At 34.0% G+C, this 21,438-nt stretch carries 14 protein-coding genes; 6 read left to right on the forward strand and 8 right to left on the reverse strand.

Features of this window, described 5'->3' with window-relative positions:
- Positions 1 to 90 precede the first annotated feature (90 nt).
- From KF896_00870 to KF896_00895, 6 genes are all read right to left on the reverse strand, one after another.
- The gene (locus KF896_00870; GenBank protein ID MBX3042245.1) at positions 91 to 369 is read right to left on the reverse strand and encodes a T9SS type A sorting domain-containing protein; all 279 of its coding nucleotides are present in this window, start codon (positions 367 to 369) and stop codon (positions 91 to 93) included.
- A 320-nt stretch (positions 370 to 689) separates the two neighbouring features.
- Complete coding sequence (locus KF896_00875) at positions 690 to 1,319, reverse strand: hypothetical protein (GenBank protein MBX3042246.1); 630 nt, start codon at positions 1,317 to 1,319, stop codon at positions 690 to 692.
- 9 nt (positions 1,320 to 1,328) lie between these two features.
- A complete protein-coding gene (locus KF896_00880) occupies positions 1,329 to 1,754 on the reverse strand; it encodes a T9SS type A sorting domain-containing protein (protein MBX3042247.1) in 426 nt (141 codons plus the stop codon).
- Positions 1,755 to 2,652: 898 nt separating this feature from the next.
- Positions 2,653 to 4,275, reverse strand: coding sequence for a glutamate formimidoyltransferase (gene ftcD, locus KF896_00885; protein MBX3042248.1), 1,623 nt, complete (start codon positions 4,273 to 4,275; stop codon positions 2,653 to 2,655).
- Between the two features lie 153 nt (positions 4,276 to 4,428).
- Positions 4,429 to 4,914, reverse strand: a complete 486-nt coding sequence (gene purE, locus KF896_00890) for a 5-(carboxyamino)imidazole ribonucleotide mutase (protein MBX3042249.1) — start codon at positions 4,912 to 4,914, stop codon at positions 4,429 to 4,431.
- A gap of 17 nt (positions 4,915 to 4,931) precedes the next feature.
- Positions 4,932 to 6,101, reverse strand: coding sequence for a class I SAM-dependent rRNA methyltransferase (locus KF896_00895; protein ID MBX3042250.1), 1,170 nt, complete (start codon positions 6,099 to 6,101; stop codon positions 4,932 to 4,934).
- 157 nt (positions 6,102 to 6,258) lie between these two features.
- On the opposite strand from KF896_00895, the gene KF896_00900 reads away from it, so the two are divergent.
- The 5 genes from KF896_00900 (at position 6,259) to bshC (ending at position 13,163) form a co-directional block, all read left to right on the forward strand.
- Positions 6,259 to 6,954, forward strand: a complete 696-nt coding sequence (locus tag KF896_00900) for a TetR/AcrR family transcriptional regulator (GenBank protein MBX3042251.1) — start codon at positions 6,259 to 6,261, stop codon at positions 6,952 to 6,954.
- Positions 6,941 to 8,674 (forward strand): ATP-binding cassette domain-containing protein, encoded by a 1,734-nt coding sequence (locus KF896_00905; protein MBX3042252.1) that lies wholly within the window; start codon positions 6,941 to 6,943, stop codon positions 8,672 to 8,674. Before KF896_00900 ends, KF896_00905 begins: the two co-directional genes overlap by 14 nt.
- A 9-nt stretch (positions 8,675 to 8,683) precedes the next feature.
- Entirely contained in the window at positions 8,684 to 10,078 is a 1,395-nt protein-coding gene (locus KF896_00910) for an HlyD family efflux transporter periplasmic adaptor subunit (GenBank protein ID MBX3042253.1), read from the forward strand.
- Positions 10,079 to 10,110: 32 nt separating this feature from the next.
- Positions 10,111 to 11,517, forward strand: a complete 1,407-nt coding sequence (locus KF896_00915; protein ID MBX3042254.1) for a TolC family protein — start codon at positions 10,111 to 10,113, stop codon at positions 11,515 to 11,517.
- An 80-nt stretch (positions 11,518 to 11,597) separates the two neighbouring features.
- Entirely contained in the window at positions 11,598 to 13,163 is a 1,566-nt protein-coding gene (bshC, locus tag KF896_00920; protein MBX3042255.1) for a bacillithiol biosynthesis cysteine-adding enzyme BshC, read from the forward strand.
- Between the two features lie 24 nt (positions 13,164 to 13,187).
- Here bshC and KF896_00925 read toward each other — a convergent pair whose 3' ends face one another.
- Complete coding sequence (locus tag KF896_00925; GenBank protein ID MBX3042256.1) at positions 13,188 to 15,293, reverse strand: T9SS type A sorting domain-containing protein; 2,106 nt, start codon at positions 15,291 to 15,293, stop codon at positions 13,188 to 13,190.
- 130 nt (positions 15,294 to 15,423) lie between these two features.
- Positions 15,424 to 19,179 carry a T9SS type A sorting domain-containing protein gene (locus KF896_00930; GenBank protein ID MBX3042257.1) on the reverse strand — a complete coding sequence of 1,252 codons (3,756 nt, stop codon included), beginning with the start codon at positions 19,177 to 19,179 and terminating at the stop codon, positions 15,424 to 15,426.
- Positions 19,180 to 19,460: 281 nt separating this feature from the next.
- On the opposite strand from KF896_00930, the gene speA reads away from it, so the two are divergent.
- Entirely contained in the window at positions 19,461 to 21,356 is a 1,896-nt protein-coding gene (gene speA, locus KF896_00935) for a biosynthetic arginine decarboxylase (GenBank protein MBX3042258.1), read from the forward strand.
- Positions 21,357 to 21,438 lie beyond the last annotated feature (82 nt).

Below are 21,438 nucleotides of genomic sequence, written 5' to 3' on the forward strand. Positions count from 1 at the left end.
AGGTTTTATTAAGTTACACTACGCTTCGGAAGTGCAGGACATCTAACTTTTCAACATTCAACACAATAACATTATAACTCAATAACTGACTCACATCTTCACAAATTTTTCGACAATGGAGCAAGCTCCATTGCTGCAATTTATTTTGATGAAATACACACCTGCCGGCAGATGAGATACGTCAATTCTTAGTAGCTCAGACTCCCCCGTCTGAGTATTTTTCATATTATTCACTGGTGCGGGCGTCTGTGCTACCTCAATTCCAAGCATATCGAATATTTGCACTTTATCTACTGCTGCAAAGGGCTGAAGCCCTTTGTTGCTGAGTTGTATTGTAATATAATCACTTGCGGGATTAGGTGAAATCAAAAATTTACCGCTGTGATTTATTTCTTCTGAAACCCCTACTGTGTTATCCTTAATAATTTTTAATTTGAGTGAATCATTACATACTGTAGAAAATGCTATAATCCCATTTGGCAGGGCTCTTATTCTTGTTAATGAACTTAAGTGACAATCATTTATAAAGTCATTACGCCAGATTACATTAAAATTAAAAAATCAACTTTTTCAAGAAACCTCCAATATATTTTGTAATAAAAATGCAGAGTAGAAAATTTTTATCTACTCTGCAATTTTAATATACTAAGGTGAAACTATAAAAGTTTTAGAGATAATAATATCATCAATTACTGCTTAGATATAAAATATCTAATATATAATTGATTATTATTAGCACAAAAATATCTTATACCTACTACATTGCCATTATATAATATCTCATATAATGAATTGTTATAACCATCCGAAAATACATGAGTTTCTGTTACTTCATGTGGAGAATATTGAGATGCAATTGTATCAGATTCGGCTAATGTAATAAAATAGGAGAAGCCGGCTTTCACAGCCCGATCTCCTAAAGTTGAGTCTATCACTGATGAAGGACCATATTCAAGAGCTATTGTGCTATTGACGACTACGTTTGGCAACCTTATTTCAGATATATATTTATGATAATTTGTAGCTGAATTATATTGAAAAAAAGGTCGACAAATATTGCATGAGTCTAACAATATACTACCGTTTTCATGAATAATATTTCTTACAGCAGGTATTAAATTTCGAGTGTTCATTTGAGCATCTCCAAATAAATAAAAACCCCATGAATATTTATCGTTGTTATCTTCCATCATATAATTCACACCATACCAAGCTGGTGAACCACATACGTTTTCATTTTTCTCCAATATTAATGTAGAGAAAGAAGATAATGTTAGTAATACGAATACTGAAGCTAAAATTACAAGATTTTTCAACATTGGAAACTCCTATTTAATAATTGATATTGATTTTGATATAACGCTTATTCCATCATTTAATGTAATAAAATAATTTCCTGATGGTAAATTCGGAATAAGTAATTGTAAATTTTCTGAGTTTACATAATCATTGTAGAGTAACGATACATTTCTGAAATTTATGTCATATAATGATATATTTACTTTTGTTCCTTTAAAATTATGAGTATTTAAGTAAATATACTCACTTGTAGGATTCGGAAATATTGTAATTGACATTAATGATTTTAAATCATTAGAAGGAACCGTTCTTTTTTGGTTGAAATCTTGGTCCTCGAAGATAGTACCACCATTTCCGTCTGATATTACAATTTTTTTCCAGACTATTATTGCCCCAGTCGTCGGATGAACTGCAGTTAATGTTATTCTTCTAACCAACCAACCCATGGGTTCCATTGTATAACGGGATGTTTCCTCTTGAGTGAAACTATATACTTCATTAATTTCTATAAAAATGAATGCAATTAGAAATAATAAAGTTGCAATAAATTTTTTCATATTCAACACTTATTTATTTGTAACAAATTATTTTATTTATATCTCAACAATTTTACAAAAATTGTCAAGGATTCATAAGACAGACTTCAGTTTATTTTTAAGAAGTCCCGCACCATCCTATTATTTTAGCGACAGAAATGATTTATACTTTGTTAATCTTATCTGCCGCTAAATCGTAATTCCGGGAATTTTAAGCTCCTCAAATAAAATAAATATTTTAATTTTGTGTAAATACTTTTCGTTGAGAATTCGTTGAGAATTCGTTGAGAATTCGTTGAGAATTCGTTGAGAATTCGTTGAGAATTCGTTGAGACAAAATTTATTAAACAAAAATTCTTTTTCTGCTGAAGTAATAAAGGAGAGATTAAGCGTTTGAAATATGCAGATAACAAAATGGCAAAAAGATATATTTTTGCCCCAAGAGATAGGGCAATGTTACTATAAATTTTATGATATTTACCCATCAAAATCATTTTTTTCTTAGTTTCCATTTTCTTTTTACTAAAATAAGTAATTTCTGAATATTATACAAATAAATTTTCATTTTTTTTCAAATTTCAAAAAGCAAGATGTCCGACATTTCAGGATAAGAGCGGACCGCGAAGCAGCACCAATGGTAAACACTCGCTTTTGCTATTTCTGCTTTAGTCATATCACCAATTGTTTTAAATGTAATACATATTTATGCCCGTAAAAATTCCATTTATCAACGAACCTCAATATATAATATCGCAAAAATTAAATAAAAAAATTATAAATTGTCAAAATAATTTTATATACCAAATTATTAGAAATTCTATTTTTCTCTATTGTTCAATATATCAAGTACTTCTTTACATTTGATTTCAGCATTTTTCATGATTTCACCTGATTCAGCAAGAATTGTATTTTTGAACTGCTCATCCTTTATGCCGGGAAGATTGATCTCAACATTTTTCAAAGCACCCCAAATTCCAACTTCCAAAGCTCTTGCTCCAACTTCTACATCTGATCTGGAAGCGATGTTGCCATATTTTGCTATTTCAATCATCCAATCCCATGCCTGATTTCCTAATCTCATTGTTTTCAGTGGAACTTCTATTGCTTTTTTGAGTCCTGCCTGCATAGCTTGCGTGCGGATTGCCTTTTCCTCGTCATTGGACTTTGGTAATCTGAGTGCATCCATATAATCATTGAATGCGTTTGTATCTGCATCAATCATAGGAATTAAATACTGCGTTGCATCATTCAAATGCGGGATAATCCGTCGCATGTCGTCATCCAAATGCTCGAACTTTCTGACACCGTAAGTAAGCTGAGCCACCATACATCCAAGTCCGGTACCTATTGCAGCAATTGCCGCAGATGCAGAGCCACCTCCGGGAGCAGAAGTGCGGGCAGCAATCTCTTCAATGAAATTTCTGACGGTCATACTTGCTAAAGGCTCATTTTTTTTGTCTTCTATCATATATTCGATAATTCGTTTGTCAGGATCAAATTTGGACACAGAGTTGAGTCCTAATCTCTCAACAACGAGTTTGATTTTCTGCTTTTCATCAAGAATGAATAAATTCTCTTTTTCTATATAATATTCAGCTGCCATCAGCATTGCTTCAAGTGGAATAAGTCCCACAAGCTCTGAGCCAGCAATACCGACTTTAAGCTCTTTTGCATCTTTAAGGCATTCTTCGAAGGCAATATGTACAGGAGTAACTTTATAATTTGTAAGATTCATTGTAATTTGTGCCATACCATATTCTTCAACATACCAGCCCATAGCTTTACACTCCTTAAGTCTTCCCGGCTCATTGTCACTTCTGCCGGCTTCCCTGATATTAAGTGCAATACGGTGAGCTTGATTTGATGTTCCGAGCACATTAATATTATATGCAACCAGAAAAAATCTGGCTCCTGTGGCTGTAGCTCCCCATTTAGGAACAAACTTGGCCGGACCAAAGTCGGGCTTCCATTCAGGTTGTATAATTTTTTTTTCTATCCCTTCATACTCGCCTTTGCGAATCTGAGGCAATGTTTTTCGGAATTCATTCTCAGCAGCATTTTCGTATAAATAAATTGGAATATTTAGCTCATCAGCCACTCTAAGACCAAATTCTTTAGCACATTCGACACATTCATCCATAGTTACATTTGCCACAGGTACGAATGGACAGACATCCATAGCACCCATTCTTGGATGTTCACCCTCGTGCTTTGTCATATCAATGAGCCTGTGAGCCACTCTTGCAGCCGATAAAGCACCTTCAACAACACTTTTGGGGTCGCCTACAAAAGTATATACTGTTCTGTTCGTAGAAAATCCCGGGTCAACATCAAGGAGAGTGACTCCTTCAGTTTCTCTGATTGCCTGAGCAATTGCTTCTATTGTTTCTTTATTTCTGCCCTCTGAGAAGTTGGGCACACATTCAATAATTTTTTTCATATAATTAATTATCATAAATTGTAAAAATATACAGTTACAAAATTAATCAAAATAAATTTATTTTCATAAAATATTGCTAATTTTGTAAGAATTTTCAAACATCATCAATGAATTGTTATAATAATAATAAGCCATGTAAGGGTTTAAAATATTTTAGCTGAATACTGGATTATTATTCTTTTCTCTAGATTCATTCATAATTTGTATTTTATAATCCTCAAGTTTGCTTGAAAGTGATTCATTATTTAAAGCAAGTATTGATAAAGCCAGCAGACCGGCATTTTTTCCGCCTCCAATTGCTACTGTTGCAACAGGAACCCCTGCAGGCATCTGCACAATTGATAGAAGTGAATCGAGACCGTTTAAAGCACGTGACTGCACAGGAACTCCAATAACCGGCAAAGTAGTATATGAGGCTGTCATTCCCGGAAGGTGTGCGGCACCACCTGCTCCGGCGATTATCACTGAAATACCGCGGGATTTCGCAGTTTTTGCATATTCAGCCATATCATCAGGAGTTCTATGAGCACTGACAACACGAATTTCACAATCAATACCAAATTCTTTGCAAACATCCGCCGCAGGTTGCATTGTCGGAAGGTCTGAGTCACTTCCCATAATTATACCAACTTTTGCCATGTTTTTCCTTTTAAAAATTAATAATCAATTTTGAATATAAAAAACTTGAGATAAGACGTTTCAGGCATAGAAATATGAACGGGATGGTCCGGTGGTTGAAATCCTCGATATATTTGAGTTAAATTTCTTCCCGCTTTTCTTGCTGAATTTTGAATTATTTCCATAAAAGTATCTTCTCTTAAGTGCTGTGAGCAACTCGCTGTTGCAAGCATACCGCCTGGTTTTAGTAGCCTGATACCCAAAGTATTTATTGCTATATATGCGTTTTTGGCAGCCCCGACAGCTTTTTTTGTTTTGGAAAATGCCGGTGGGTCAAGAATGATTATATCCCAACGCTGTTTGTTTACAGCAGCGTTTTCAAGAAAAAATTTAACATCATCCCTGACGAAATTAATATCAAGTGAATTTATTTCAGCATTTCGTTCAGCAAAATTCAGTGCCTCCTGCGAACTGTCAATAGCAGTAACTTCGCTTGCTCCACCTGCCTTTGAGTGAAGTGCAAAGCCACCTTGATTTGTGTAGCAGTCCAGTACTCTTTTTCCTTTAGCTATTCTTCCGATTTCGTAACGATGGAATCTCTGGTCGAGAAAATAACCTGTTTTCTGACTTTCGGTAAGAGATATTTCGAGTTTGATATTACTGTCATTTGTAAGAATTTTTCCGGGATCCTTACCAAAAAGTATTTCATCTTCGAGTGATAGTCCTTCGATTTCACGCATTTTCGAATTTGCACGCATTATTATGAATTCCGTTTCAGGATAAATATTCAATAACGCCTCAACTATCATATCCCGATTCAGTTCCATTCCGATTGAATGGATTTGTAAAGAGAAATTATTTTCATATTTGTCAATTATCAAACCTGAAAGCAAGTCAGACTCCCCGAAAACAAGGCGATAATTTGATTGATTAGGTAGAAGAAAATCTCTGTGATTTTTTGCTTTTCTAATTCTTTCAATAAAAAAGTTTGTGTTTATTTCGCCTGATGTTTTCAGCAATCTTACAGTTATGAGACTGTTAGGGTTGTAGAAGCATTTTCCGAAACTCTTGGAATTATTATAATTGAATAATTCAACCACGGTTCCGGGTGTCAGATGCTTTACTTCAACCAATTCGTTGTTAAATGCCCAAAGATAACCGGTTCTAATCTTCCTTTCTGAGCCGTTTTTTAGATTAATTATTTCCAATTACTTGCCTAAAATTAATATTTTCTTCAATAACGGAGTTTTTGTGCTTAAATTGTTAAAATAAAATATAAAAAAGTAATACTGCATAAAATATTATAAAATATATAACGTTAATAGTAATACTATTATCAATAGAATCATTACTACAAATTTTAATATGCTGGATTTAATTAAAAATATACAAATTAATGTTAATGATAAGATATATCTGAAAGACCCTGTTTTAACTCATTTAGGACGATATATTGTCAAGGAAAGTATCAATTTGATTGATGAAATCGGATTGGAAGAGTTTACTTTTAAAAAATTGGCACAGAAAGTTGGTTCAACAGAAAGCTCAATTTACAGATATTTTTGCAATAAGCACAGAATATTGTTATATCTTATGTCTTGGTATTGGGGCTGGCTTGAATATAAACTTGTTTTCTCTATTAATAATATCTCAGATCCAGCAGAAAAACTTAAATCTTCAATTTCTGTTTTAGCAGATGAGCTCGAAGATATTGAACTGAATGGAATGATAAATCTCAAAGCTTTAAGCAGGATTGCAATTGCCGAATCAGCAAAGTCATATTTGACTAAAGAAGTAGATAACGAGAATAAAGAAGGGCTCTTTAGCTCATATAAAAACTTATGCAAGCGGCTCAGCAATATATGTGATGAAATTAATCCTGAATATAAATACTCAAAATCACTTGCATCTACTATTTATGAAGGAATTCATCATCAGAAATTTTGTGCTCATCATTTCCATTCTTTAACTGATTTTTCTTCTGATAATTTGGGATTTAAAGAATATTTTATTAATCTTGCATTAGATAATTTAAGAAGTGACCGAAATGGCAGAAACTAAACCTTCATTGCAGCCCTGGACAAGATTTTTCAACCTTTTGAAAGTTGACAGACAAGAGGTAATAAACATATATATTTACGCTATATTTAACGGGATAGTCAGTCTATCTTTACCACTTGGAATACAAGCGATAATTAATTTAATTATTGGCGGTCAGATTTCTACAACATGGATAATCCTGATTATATTTGTTTTGTCAGGTGTAGTGATTTCAGGAATATTGCAAATTCTTCAGCTTTATATGACTGAAAATTTGCAACAGAAAATTTTCACTCGTGGTGCTTTCGAATTTACTTTTAGAATTCCAAAACTAAAACTGGACTTGCTTGATAAAGTGTATGTTCCGGAGCTTGTTAACAGATTTTTTGATATAAATACTGTTCAGAAAGGTTTATCCAAAATATTAATTGATTTTTCAACAGCATCATTGCAAGTATTCCTTGGATTGGTTTTGCTTTCATTTTATCACCCGTTTTTTATAATATATGGGGTTGTGCTGATTATACTTGTAGTTTTGATAATCCGATTTACAGGACCAAAAGGATTGGCTACCAGCTTAAAAGAGTCTTCATATAAATATGAAGTTGTACATTGGCTTGAGGAAATAGCGAGAACAATCGAAACATTCAAAATGGCAGGCAATACTAATCTCCCATTTGAAAAAACAGACAAAGCTGTTACAGGATATCTGAATAACAGAAAAGAGCACTTTAAGATATTGATATATCAGTATTCGGTAATGATTCTTTTCAAAGTGTTCATTACAGCAGGGTTGCTTATTCTCGGTGGATTGCTTGTAATTGACCAGCAAATGAATGTTGGGCAGTTTGTTGCGGCAGAAATAATTATATTGCTTGTAATTGCTTCAGTTGAAAAGTTAATTCTTAGTATGGAAACAATATATGATGTGCTCACAGCAATCGAAAAAATAGGCACTGTTACTGATTTAGAAATGGAGACAAGCGATAATACTATTTGTGAAGTAAAAGATTTCAGCCATGGTATGAATCTAAGTATTAAGAATTTGAGTTACAAGTTTGCAGGTTCAAAATTTGATATTCTTAAAGATATAAATTTGGATTTCAAATCAGGAGAAAAAATTTGTGTTACTGGATATGACGGCTCCGGTAAATCAATGTTTTTTAGAATATTAGCAGGATATTTTGACGAATTCAGGGGAAATATTTTAATTAATGGTATTCCTTATGTTAATTTTGACAGAGACGAACTTCGTTCGATGATTAGCTATAGCCAGACCAAGGAGGATACAATTTTTAGTGGTACACTTGCTGAAAACATATCATTAGGACGTCAGCATGTAAAATTTGAAGATGTGAAATTTTCAGCTGATTTATTCGGTTTGCTCAGATTTTTCGATGTATTTCCAAGAGGTTACAATACCTTGTTGACCCCTGAAGGAAAACAACTTCCGAAGAGCATTATACTTAAAATAATGCTTGCAAGAGCAATTGCAAGCAAACCTAAAGTGTTAATTATGGAAGATTTGCTTTCAAGATTGAAAAGTTTGGATAAAGAAGCGTTTTTAAATCACGTCTTGGAAAAAAACAATAAAATGACCGTGATTATGGTAACAAATGAAAGAGAAATAGCTCAAAAGTGTGATAAAATTATTAGATTTGACAGTGGTGAAGTAGCAGATATCGGAACTTACGATGAACTGAAGAATGAATCATGGTTTTCAATATTATTTAATCAGTGAGATATTAATATGTTAAATATAAGTAAAGTATCGGTTGCTGATAAGGTAGAAATCAAAAAGTATTATTCATTTTCACTTCTCAGGAATTATAAAACCGGAAAAGTAATTTCAAGGATATTGCTATCAATTTTCATAGTCTTTATGATTATAATGTTTCTGCCCTGGACACAGAATGTAAGAGTGGAAGGATATGTTGGAACACTTAACCCTGACCAGAAACCGCAAACAGTAAATTCAATTATTGGTGGTAAGATAGTAAAGTGGTATGTTCGTGAGGGCGATTACATTCAAAAGGGTGACAAAATTGTTGAAATATCAGAAATCAAGGATGAATATTTTGACCCAAAACTTTTGGAAAGAGTAGCGTCTCAAATTCAAGCGAAAAAAGACGCTATAATCTCTTATGAAGGTAAAATAAATGCTCTCGAAAATAGAATTAGTGCAGTCGCCAGAATAAGAGATATAAAAGTTGAGCAATCAAAAAATTACTTTCAGCAGACTAAACTGAAAGTGCAGTCAGATAGTATTGACCTTGTAGCCGCCAATACCAATTTTAATATTGCCAAGCAGCAGTTAAGTCGTATGGAAGAACTTTTCAACCAAGGACTTAAATCTCTTACAGATCTTGAGCAAAGAAGATTAAAAATCCAGGATGCTGAGGCAAAGCTGATTTCTGCTACTAATAAGCTTCTGACAAGTCAAAATGAGTTAATTAATGCTGAAGTTGAAATCAGCTCACAATTGAATCAATACTCGGACAATCTCGCAAAAGCTGAATCAGAAAGGTGGGAGACTCTCTCTAAGCTCTTTGAAGCACGAGCTGAACTCACTAAGATGGAAAATATGCTTCAAAATTATGAAATAAGAAGCGGCATGTATATCATAACTGCTCCTCAGAATGGTTTTGTTGCACGCTCATCAAAATCAGGTATAGGTGAAATTATTAAGGAAGGTGACGAAGTCATTTCAATTGCACCTTCGGATTATGATCCCGCTATTGAAATGTATATAAGTCCAATGGATTTACCGCTAATGAAGATAGGTCAAAAAATTAGGATTATTTTTGATGGATGGCCCTCAATTGTATTTTCAGGGTGGCCTGATTTATCTATTGGTACTTTCGGTGGAGAGGTAGTCGGAATGGATTATTATATAAGCAGTAACGGGAAATACAGAATTCTAATCGCACCTGATCCTGATGATGCAGAATGGCCCGATGTACTGCGAATTGGTTCTGGAGCTATGGGAATGATTCTACTCAATGATGTGCCTATTTGGTATGAGACCTGGAGGCAATTCAACGGATTCCCACCTGACTTCTATAACAAGGAAGAAGTGGACAATTCTAAGATTGACAAAAATGGATCTGACTTAATGAAGCCTCCCGGTAAATCTTTGAAGTAAAATTTCTATTAAGAACAGAAAATTGAAAATTAATGAAAATTAAATTATTAGTAATATTATTTATTCTAAATTCTGCATTATCATCATCAAATGAGATTGTGATGGCAGAATCTGATTTCCTTTTACTAGTTGGAAAATTCCATCCGGTCGCTAAGCAGGCTCAGCTTCAGATTGATATAGGAAGAAGCAATCTTTTGCGAGCAGGTGGTGCATTTGACCCATTTATTTCAGCTCAATATTCCAATAAAATTTACGAAGATAAATCCTATTACGAAATAATTAATTCCGGCTTAAAAATCCCTATATGGTTTGGTCCTGATATTAATTTTGGGTACGAGAAATCTGCCGGTAATTATCTAAATCCCGAAAGGAACTTGCCCAATCAGGGTTTGCTTTCAGCCGGAATTAAAATGCCATTAGGACAGGGACTATTTATTGATAATCGAAGAGCTGCATTTCGACAGGCTGAGATATTTGGTAAACTCAGTGAAGTAGAACAGGTCAGAATTCTTGCCGATTTGTATTTTAGCGCTGTTTCTGCATACTGGGACTGGTCAGCAGATTATAGTATATTGAAACTTTCGACAGAAATATTATCTGTTGCCAACGAGAGATATGAAGGTATCAGGCAATCTTTTTTTCAGGGCGATATTCCGGCTATAGACACTGTGGAAGCCTATTTGCAAATACTCAATTTAGACATCAATTTACAGTCCGCAAGAAATGAATTTGTTAGCTCAAGTCTTTATCTTTCTAATTTTCTTTGGAATGAAAATATGATTCCAATGGAAATTAATGATAATCTTATACCTGATACAAATTCAGAGCTGACTCTCAGACCTGTAAATGAGATACTTCCTCTGACTCAAAACATTGATTCACTAATTGCTATTCACCCTGAACTTCAGGTTTATTCCCTCAAACTTGAGGAGTTAGCAGTTGAAAGGCGCTTGAAATTGGAATATCTTAAGCCTAAGCTTGATCTGAAATATGATTATCTGAACAATGCCGGCAATGTATTTCCAAATGAGATATTTCCCGATCAAAATTTTAAAGTAGAATTAGACTTTAATATGCCGGTTTTTCTGCGACAAGGAAGAGGCGAGCTTCAGCTTACTGATATTAAAATAATTGAAGCAGAGCTGCAATTCGAAGCAAAAAAATTAGAACTGTTAAATAAGGTAAATTCTTATTTGAACGAAATCAGTATTTTGTATCAACAGTTCAGTTTATTCTCTCAAGCACTTGAAAACTACAGGATTCTTCTCGAAGGTGAACAAATTAAATTCAATGCCGGAGAAAGCTCCCTATTCCTTCTAAATTCCCGCGAGAATTCTCTACTAAATGCAAATATTAAGCAAATCGAACTTTTTACCAAAATTAACACTAAAATCGGTGCTCTTAGGTGGAGTCTTGGTACTATTGGAAGGGTACAATAGAAATTATCTGAAATTCTTTTGTTGTATGATAATATTTTGGTATTTTTGATTATTATTAAATCTTAAAAAATTGTAAACAAATGTCTGATTCAATACCTTTAGAGTTACTTCCGGGTTCATCAAAAATATTTCAGGATTTTCTAATAGAAAACACTTGCGATTGTTCAAACGTGATTTCAAAAATTTCCGAAAGAATCTATAACAGAAGTTTGTTGACCAAGTTAATAAATTTTTCAATTGGTGAAGAGAACTTATCTGATTTGCAAAAAAATAATTTAATACTTTTGCAGGAAAGTAATACTTTTGCAGTTGTAACCGGTCAGCAAGCAGGTTTTTTAGGTGGTAGTCTATATACACTATTCAAAGCTGTTGATACAATCAGAATTTCAAACGAATTGAGTAATAAGTATCCTGATTTTAAATTTGTGCCAATATTTTGGATTGAAGACAATGATGATGATTTGAAGGAGTCTTCTGTCTCCTGCATTTATGACTCAGGAAATGTACCGAAATATGTAAATCTTAATTTTGATGAGAATCTCTGTGTTTCAGGGAAAAAAGTTGTAAACGAGGATTTAGAGCTTATTCAAAGTCTAAAGGATGATTTCAAAAAATATCAGTTTGGTCAGCAAATATCCGAAATTATTGATGAAGTATTTGAAATTGGTAAATCCTGGTCTGAATGTTTCCAAAATTTATATCAGAAAATTCTTGGTCAATACGGACTACTTTTTATTTCAGCTTCTGAATTGATGAAAAGCGGAATCTTCCAAAATTTAGTTCTTAGTGAACTCATTAATACCGGATATAGTCAAATTGCCGTGGATAAGAGGAATAAAGAATTAGAAGCAGATGGTTACCATATTCAGGCACAGGTTTCTGACATTAATCTTTTCTATCATATTGGTGATAAACGTTTTAGAATTGATATTGAAAATGAAAATTTTAGAATCAATAATGAGCTTATTGATAAGAATTCTTTGATTAAAATTGCAAATGAAAATCCTGAAAATTTCTGCCCAAAGGTTCTGCTTAGACCAATATTTCAGGATGCTGTTCTGCCTACGGTAGTTTATGTGGCAGGACCGGGCGAAATTGCTTATCATAAGCAAACTGATTATCTTTACAATCTATTTAATGTAATCAAACCTTGCCTTGTTATGCGAACTTCAGCTACGATAATTGACAAGAAAGCAGCTCGTTATCTATCAAAAATTGAACTTAAGCCTTCGTACTTTTTAAAAAGTTTTAGTATAATTGAGAAAGAATTGGCTGATAATCTTCTTGGCGCAGAGCATAATGAGGTTTTTAGCGAGTTTCAGGAGAAATTCCTGAATTTATATAGTGATTTAGAGAAATATCTGCTTAGTATTGATAATCAGCTTGATAAGACAGTAAACGGAGCACTTGTAAGAATTAATGAACAAATCAATCAATTGGACAAGAAAGCTCATTCTGCTGCAAAACGCACTAATGAAGAACTTTTACAAAAATATCAGTATTTATCAAACTTGATTTTTCCCGCCGGCAAATTACAGGAAAGAACGATTTCTCCACTTGTGTTTTTAGCACAATCAGATGAACTTATTACACAACTTTTAAATAACAAAGCTGAAAATAAACATCATATTTTTATTGAAATATGATGCTTATTGTTTGAGAAAATATTTTTAATTTATTATCAGCTTTTCCCGAATTATACCATATTTAGTTCGGAATTCTGCAATATAAAATCCTTGAGGAAGTGCAAAGTTAATTTGATTTAAAGAATTACCATCTTTTTGATAAATCAAATTACCTGTCAAATCAAATATTTTTATTCTGGTAATATTAACATCATTATCATAAAATAAGTTTATTGATTCACCTGAAAGTGCAGGATTGGGAGCTATCCGTACTTTTGCCTTTGATATACGATTATCTGAAACTGATACGACAAATTCCTCAATTTCGCAGAGTACTTTTCGGTAATCAATTAATATTTTTTGTACAGGAAAATCAAACTCAAATGAGAATTTCTGATTTCGACTGTTATTATAAACTGACTCGGATTTCAACAAATTGTCATTATCGTCTAAAAATAAAATATCAATCCACATTTCATAAACTTCCTGATAGGATTGCTCAGGATCCTGAACTTGAGAGATGAAGACATCATACTCGTATTTATCAGGATTATTATCAGGAAACTCTGCATTTATTCTGTAAATTGGGTGCCCCTTTCCATAAAGCCACTGGCTGAAGTATAAGTCTAAATCCATTTTAGGATTTTGAATATGCAACTTAAATAGTTCGATAAATTCTTCAGTAGTTACACTTCTGAATTTATTGCCTTCAAAAATATCATGCATTACCTGAAAAAAATAATCCCTGCCAACCAGTTCAGCCAGCATGTGATATACCCAGCTTGCTTTCAGATAGGTTATATGAGTTTGTATGAAAACTTGACTTTCCGGTACTCCATAAACTGCAAACTCGGCTTTGTTGGGGCGATTAAAATAAGCATTTGCAACTCCAAGCAAATGATTGTAATAAAATGTTCCATCCTGATTTGCGGCTTCATACCAAAGAGCTTCAAACCAAGTGGCACCACCCTCATTAATCCAAATATCATTCCATGAAGCACAGGTTAGCAAATTTCCAATCCAGTGGTGAGCGATTTCATGAGTTAATCCGGTTTCTGAGAATCGTCTGAGCCAGTTTCGATGAATAGTTGTCAGCGTCTGATGTTCCATCCCACCGAACATATAGGGAAATACTGCAACGGTTCCATATTTATCAAATGTATATTCACCAAAAAGCGAGGCATAAACAGCCATCATGTTTGGCTGATTACGAAGATAAAATCTACCGTTGTAAGGATGGCCTGTTGGAGGATTTAAATCAATATCCCACATATAATTTGTAAAGACAACTGTATCCAGCGGATTTGTAACCCTCTGATAATACTGTTCAAAGCTACTGTATTTTGATGCTACAACTGTAGTCAAATAAGGCGACAAAGGTTTATCATGACTGTAGTAGTAGGTTTCTAAAATTATATCATCAACTTCTGAATATTTGATTGAATCAAGATTTCCGTTTGAGAGGGCGGTAAAAGAGCTAGGTACTGTAATAGTAACCGATGTGATTGCTTTATCATAAGGAGCGTCATTGCAGGGCATCCAGTATTTTGTATTAGTTGGCTGACTTTGTGTATATATAATTGGTTCACTGCCCAAATTTTGCTCAGATGTATTTCTTCCATAAAAGTAAATACCCCGCTTAAATGCTCTGTGAATATTATAATCAATTTCAATATTAATTATATCACCGGCTTTGAGAATTATTTTAGAATTGAACTGTATGAATTGTTCTTTTATTTCGTAAGAAAAATTATCAGAAGTATAATCAGACAAAATATTGATGTTCTCAATAGTTAAATCCACGGCATCAATAATAAATGAATTTACATCATTACTGTCAATTTTTAATGTAATTTTCTGCTTTCCGGGTGCAAAAAGTGTATCAAGATTCTCATTGTCCATATCCGCTTTAAACAGAAAATATGACAAATCAATTGACAAATCGTAAGTCAGAACATCATAGTTTTTTCGTGGATAGATGCTTTGAAGAGTTGCATTATCGTTGAAATCATATTTTTGACTGCAGCAACCTGATTCACAGTGAGTGTGCTTAGTTTCGGGAGTAAATCCTTCAATCAGCATATATTCAGGAATTGCAGAATAAGAGTAAGTTAAACTTAAAAATAATAAATAAACAGCTAATTTTTTCATAAACAGTGAATTTAATTATATAAAAATGTATAAACTGTTAATTGGAGGTTTTATTATAAAAAAACTGCCCCTCTTCGTTATAAAGAGGAGCAGTTCTATTTTTCTGCTTGTTAAAAAATAATCAAATAAATTATTTGATAACCATAAAGCTTTGAGATAATGAACCTTTAGCAGTTCTGATACCAATAAAGTAAGTACCGCTTGAAAGTCTTAAGCTATTTACATCAACAGAAATCTGATGCTGGCCTTCTGAAAGCAAGCCCTGATGGACAGTTGCAAGAGTTCTTCCGGACATATCCGAAATAGTGATTTCAGTATAAGCTGATTCAGGTGTTTCTACTGATATTGTGAAATTATCTGAAACAGGATTTGGTACCGGAGTACCTAACATGTAGCCAAGTTCAGCAATATTATTTACACTTGTCGAGCCACCGGTAGTGATGACAACTTCAACCGGTTCGCTGATTACAGTACCGCAAATGCCGGTAATTTGGCAAGTATAAATGCCTGCATCATCAACAGTGATGTCGTCTTTGATATAAGTACCTTCGTCAGCACCTTCAATCATAAGGTCATTTAAATACCACTGATAAGTAAGGACTTCGTCATCATTTCCTTCAGCAATTACTTCAATAAGCATTTGTTTGCCTGCTTCAAATTCTATAACGCCTTCACTTTGAAGTAGGATAACAACAGGATTAAGAACTCTCATAAGAGCTGCAGCCGAAGTGATTTCAGAACCACTTTCAACAAGAGTTACTCTTGCTGTGTAAGCACCTGCATCGTCAGCGTCAACGTTATTGATTGTTAGTGTTTTAGTTCTTGTACCGGCATATTTAGCATTATCGCTTATCAATACACCATTTTTAAACCAGTTAATTTGAGCTGTTTCATTTATGTTAGTAAAATAGTCGAAAGTAAATGTTGTGTTGCTCCCGATACAAGCTTCCTTGTTAGCAGGTTGCTGAGTGATTGAAAGCTCAAGCTCAGTTACTTTAAACATAGGAGTTTTTACTGATTCGCCGCACAGACCTTTAACAACTGCATAATACTGACCTTCATCACGTTTAGTGAATTTGTTAATAGTCAAATAATTAGATTTTGAACCTGCCATGCGAGGCATTCCATCATTAAGAGGAACATCTACAGGTAAATTCGGGTCGTATTTGTACCATTGAATTTTGAACTGATATTTTTCTAAATCATCCTGAAGACCATTTCCACCATTACCATGAACAGTAAATTCAAGTGTAGCAGTTTCCCCGAGAATTACGCCGATATTAACATCATCCTCAGGCTTGAATATTGAAAGTGGGCGTGCTACATAAACTACCATTGGTCCTGTTTCAACAGACTCACAGCTTGGGTGTCCGCCTACTCTTACAGTATAGGCACCTGAAAGTCTGTGCTTAAGATTATTGATATAAATAATCGGGCTGTTTACACCGCTGTAATCATCGCCGTCATGAAGCATAATGCCATCTTTGTACCATTGGTAGTTCAAATCAGTACCGGTCGCTTCAACCGTTAAGTAGATATCCTCATCCGGACACCATACATTAGATTGTGAATAGTTGCCAATAATCGGAGTATCAAATACTCTGAAAATACCTGTTGTATATTCAATATACGGAAATTCTTCACTTGTAATTCTCAAACGGTTGTCAGTATTTGAATATCTGTCTCTTATGATATCCCAAATATATTCACCTTGTCTTGCATCATAATCAAAAGCAAGAGGTTCCCAGGCTTGACCATTTTGTGAAATATAAATATTTATAAGACCAACACCACGAGAGTTCCATATTACAGAAACAGGCTCTAACGGATTGCAAATTTCTGAACCTGTATTAGGAGTAATAAGTTCAAACTGAGGTACGGCAAAAGCGATTTCCGATGAATTCTCCGAAGGTGGGAATGCACCATAATTACTACCTATTGTATTATAGCCTGCCCAATTTCCATCATTATCAGTCCATTCATTTACTTTCATACCTTGAGGAGTATATTCAGCGATTCTTCTTACACCGCCCGGCAGGTTGTTAGGAATGAATGTTGCCCACGCACCATCAGTGAATTCAGTATTTTCATAATATGGATGAGCTTGATGAGGAAAGCCGGGTGTTCTAAGTTCAGCACCACTGCCTTGAACAATTGCAGTTGTAACAGGATTTTCATTTTCATCATAAATTACAATGTAATTTTTTGGAGATGAAGGGCTTTGTGGGTCGTAAAGACCGGATGCAAAGCTTACTAAGCCGGTTTCAAAATTATTTGAAGCAGTAGAGTATCGCAAGCTTCTTGATGCTGTACTACTATAGAGTCTTTGGATCATTGAGCCACGTTCGTTACCTAAATCAACAGTCCAGATTATATCACGGTTTACAGCAAAAACTGCATTAGTAGTTGCTATTAAATTAACCCATACTGATTTTGATGTTTCCTGACTTCCTGTAACAAATGATGAGTAATTGCCGACATCTGTTAAGTTCTTAGTACTTGTCATCACATAAGAATCAGTATTATGGTCATAAGCAAGATTATTTCCAGCTGTAGTTGGATTTGTGTTAGGTATAGTATTCACCCCGCCTGTTGTGAATCTGTATTCAGTATTTGGGTGTAAATTGTTGAATGTTACAAATGCATAAGAAGGAATTCTGCCATTACCATCAGGAAGGAATGAACCTTCACCTTTGAAATATGCAGGAACTATGACTTCTGACATAGATGGAGCAGCTAATACATTTACATCTTTAAAAACTGAAGGATTCAAATATTGGCCTGTTGCACTAACGCTGTACATAGTATTTGGTGATGTAAACATGATATCTGAATATGTTGCAATACCATTATTAAAAGTTGTATTTACAGTACCTGAATAAGCACCGTTATTGATAGTCAAAGTTGAAGAAAAACCATGATAATATTCATTAACACTACCATCGTTATTTCTGGCATAAACATTTATAGTCGGATGAACTGCTCCTGCATGCCCTTTATCGTAAATATCAATATCAAGAACAGGTGCCGGAGATACAGTAAATGGCGATGTAGCATCATCAAGATAGTATCCGGCAGGATTTTTGTTTTCAGGTGCTTCAGCAATAATCTGAATGTTGCCACTGTAATCAAGCGTTAAGTTTTCTACAAAATAAACAGCACTATTTGCTGGGATATAGAAAGTTTGTTCATGAAGCAAATTAGCAGAAGCATCTAAAATCTTGAAATCAACTCTTGTTGGATGTGGGATTGTTTGATTAAGATTTATGTTGTCAATAAGCTCTACAAGTGTTCTGAATGGTACATTGCGCATCGGAACATTTGGTTTGACACTCGTAACTCGGAGTTTTGAAGGAATACCTCCATTTCCTCCACCAAAACTTGTCCATGACAAGTCATCTATAACAACCTGACGTCCCAGATTTCTGATTTCAATCGTGAAATCTCCCGGTATATCAATATCATTTACTTCAAATACTTGTACATTAGTGTTATCCCAAGCAATCGAAGTTGCTATGTAATTACCGTTAATGTAAAGTTCAATCTGACGATTTCCCGAACCGGTAAAGGCTTTAAGCATTTTTACCTGGAAATTCTTGATTCCACCTGAGATTGTGGAAGAAGTTATTCTGGGATTATTAGCATCATAAGCTGCAAACATAAATGACTTATTATCAGCATTTATTTTGAAGCCCTGGTCATCTCTGCCACGTACATAATTCCATGTAATACCATTATCGCCGACAAAACTGCCAGGTGAATATGTATTTGTTGGAGCATTATGATTTTCGAAAGTTTCGGTGAAATCCCAATTCTGAGCAAAAGCACCAATAGTAGTCATGACTGCAAATGCTATCATTACTGATAACTTGGTGATAATTCGCATATTTTTAACCTATATAGATATTAAAACAAATAAATTAATTTTCTTTTAAGAACAATTTATAAACACAAAAATATTAAAATTATTTTGAATAGACTACATTTATATTAATATTTATCATATACTAACCTGATTTTATCAATTATTAACTGTTAATTAACAGAGTTTTTTTGTCAATAATGTAAATAGAATTTTTTTAAAAATCTATTTTTGTTATCAAATTTTAATTAATAATTTCGTCTATTAATGAATATTTTTTGCAATTTGAAATACGAGGATAAATGATGCGCAAATGGCGTATAGAAGATTCAGCTGAATTATATAATATTGACGGTTGGGGAGTCAACTATTTTGGCATTAACGAAAAAGGGAATGTATTTGTTACACCAACGAAAAATGGTGTGCAGGTAGATTTACGTGAATTAATTGATGAATTGATAATCCGTGATGTTGATACGCCTGTATTATTAAGATTTCCTGACATCATTCATAATAGAATTGAAACTATTTTCAAGTGTTTTCAAATTGCATCCAAAGAATATAATTACAACGGCAAAAGCTTTATCATTTATCCAATTAAAGTAAATCAAATGCGACCGGTTGTAGAAGAAATTGTCAAATATGGCGAAGAATTCAATATCGGTCTTGAAGCAGGCTCTAAGCCTGAACTACACGCTGTACTTGCTATACAGGACAATCCTAACGCACTTGTTATATGTAATGGATACAAAGACGAAGCATTTATTGAGCTGGCATTACTTGCTCAAAAAATGGGGAAGAATGTTTTTCTTGTTGTAGAAAAGTTGAATGAAATTAAATTGATTCTGAAAATCTCCAAAAGGCTTAATGTAAAGCCTAATATTGGAATTCGTGTAAAGCTGGCAAGTTCAGGGAGTGGCAAATGGGAAAGTTCGGGCGGTGACAGAAGCAAATTCGGACTGACTGCAAGTGAACTCCTTGAAGCAACAGAACTCCTTGAGTCCGCAGGCAGAATGGACGAACTCAGGCTTATTCACTTTCATCTTGGAAGCCAAATCACTAAAATTGGAAAGATTAAGACTGCACTCCGTGAAGCATCACAATTCTATGTTCAGCTTCGTCAAGCCGGTTTTAATATCGAATTTGTTGATATCGGAGGTGGACTTGGTGTGGACTATGACGGCTCGAGGTCATCAAATCAAAGCAGCATAAATTATTCAATTCAGGAATATGTAAATGATGCTGTATCTAATATTGTGGATGCCTGCGATAAAAATGAACTTCCTCACCCTAATATTATTACTGAATCAGGACGCTCTATTACAGCTCATCACTCTGTGCTGATATTTGATGTTCTTGAAACAACATCACTCCCGACATGGGATTCATCCTATAATGTAACAGAAGAAGACGATGAACTTGTACAGGAGCTATATAGTATTTTTCAAAAATTAACCAAAAACCGGATGATTGAAGCATGGCATGACGCTCTTCAAATTCGTGAAGAATCACTTGATAGATTCAGCCTTGGAATGCTGGATTTGAAAACCCGGGCACTCATTGAAAGGCTTTTTTGGTCTATAGCAAGAGAAATACACGAAATATCCCAGAATATCAAACATAATTATGAAGAATTAAGAGTACTTGCAAGAATGCTCTCAGATAAGTATTTTTGTAATTTCTCGCTTTTCCAGTCATTGCCTGACTCTTGGGCAATTGACCAGATTTTCCCGATTATTCCTATTCATAGATTGAATGAGAAACCAACTAAATCCGCTACTTTGCAGGATATAACCTGCGATTCTGATGGTAAAATAGACCATTTTATCGGAATCGGTGATACTTCCTATAATATGCAGGTACATCAGCTAAAGAAGAACGAGCCGTATTACATTGGTGTCTTTTTGGTTGGTGCTTATCAGGAAATTTTGGGTGACTTGCATAATTTATTTGGTGATACAAATGCCGTTCATATTGCTGTTAATGATGATAAATATATCATTAAACAAATTATTGACGGTGAAACTGTAGAAGAAGTTTTAGACTATGTGCAATTCAATTCCAAAAAACTTGTACGCACTATGGAAACTTGGGTTGGAGCAGCTGTCAAAGAAGGTAAAATTACTGCTACCGAAGGTAAAGAATTTCTGGCAAATTACAGGTCGGGATTATATGGTTATACGTATTTGCAATCTGAATAAGTAAAGCATCAATATTATATTGTTTTTCATAAACTTACTTGTTTTTTCTTTTTTTAGAATTATTGAAAAAAAATAATTTTGA

It is taken from the genome of Ignavibacteriota bacterium, from assembly GCA_019637995.1.
Classification (GTDB): Bacteria; Bacteroidota; Ignavibacteria; order Kapaibacteriales; family UBA2268; genus JANJTB01.

Coding starts and splice junctions, on each gene's coding strand:
- KF896_00930 (MBX3042257.1), bottom strand. CDS start 19,179: ATGCGAATTATCACCAAGTTATCAGTAATGATAGCATTTGCAGTCATG.
- KF896_00925 (MBX3042256.1), bottom strand. CDS start 15,293: ATGAAAAAATTAGCTGTTTATTTATTATTTTTAAGTTTAACTTACTCT.
- KF896_00905 (MBX3042252.1), top strand. CDS start 6,941: ATGGCAGAAACTAAACCTTCATTGCAGCCCTGGACAAGATTTTTCAAC.
- ftcD (MBX3042248.1), bottom strand. CDS start 4,275: ATGAAAAAAATTATTGAATGTGTGCCCAACTTCTCAGAGGGCAGAAAT.
- KF896_00875 (MBX3042246.1), bottom strand. CDS start 1,319: ATGTTGAAAAATCTTGTAATTTTAGCTTCAGTATTCGTATTACTAACA.
- bshC (MBX3042255.1), top strand. CDS start 11,598: ATGTCTGATTCAATACCTTTAGAGTTACTTCCGGGTTCATCAAAAATA.
- KF896_00900 (MBX3042251.1), top strand. CDS start 6,259: ATGCTGGATTTAATTAAAAATATACAAATTAATGTTAATGATAAGATA.
- KF896_00880 (MBX3042247.1), bottom strand. CDS start 1,754: ATGGAACCCATGGGTTGGTTGGTTAGAAGAATAACATTAACTGCAGTT.
- KF896_00910 (MBX3042253.1), top strand. CDS start 8,684: ATGTTAAATATAAGTAAAGTATCGGTTGCTGATAAGGTAGAAATCAAA.
- speA (MBX3042258.1), top strand. CDS start 19,461: ATGCGCAAATGGCGTATAGAAGATTCAGCTGAATTATATAATATTGAC.
- purE (MBX3042249.1), bottom strand. CDS start 4,914: ATGGCAAAAGTTGGTATAATTATGGGAAGTGACTCAGACCTTCCGACA.
- KF896_00915 (MBX3042254.1), top strand. CDS start 10,111: ATGAAAATTAAATTATTAGTAATATTATTTATTCTAAATTCTGCATTA.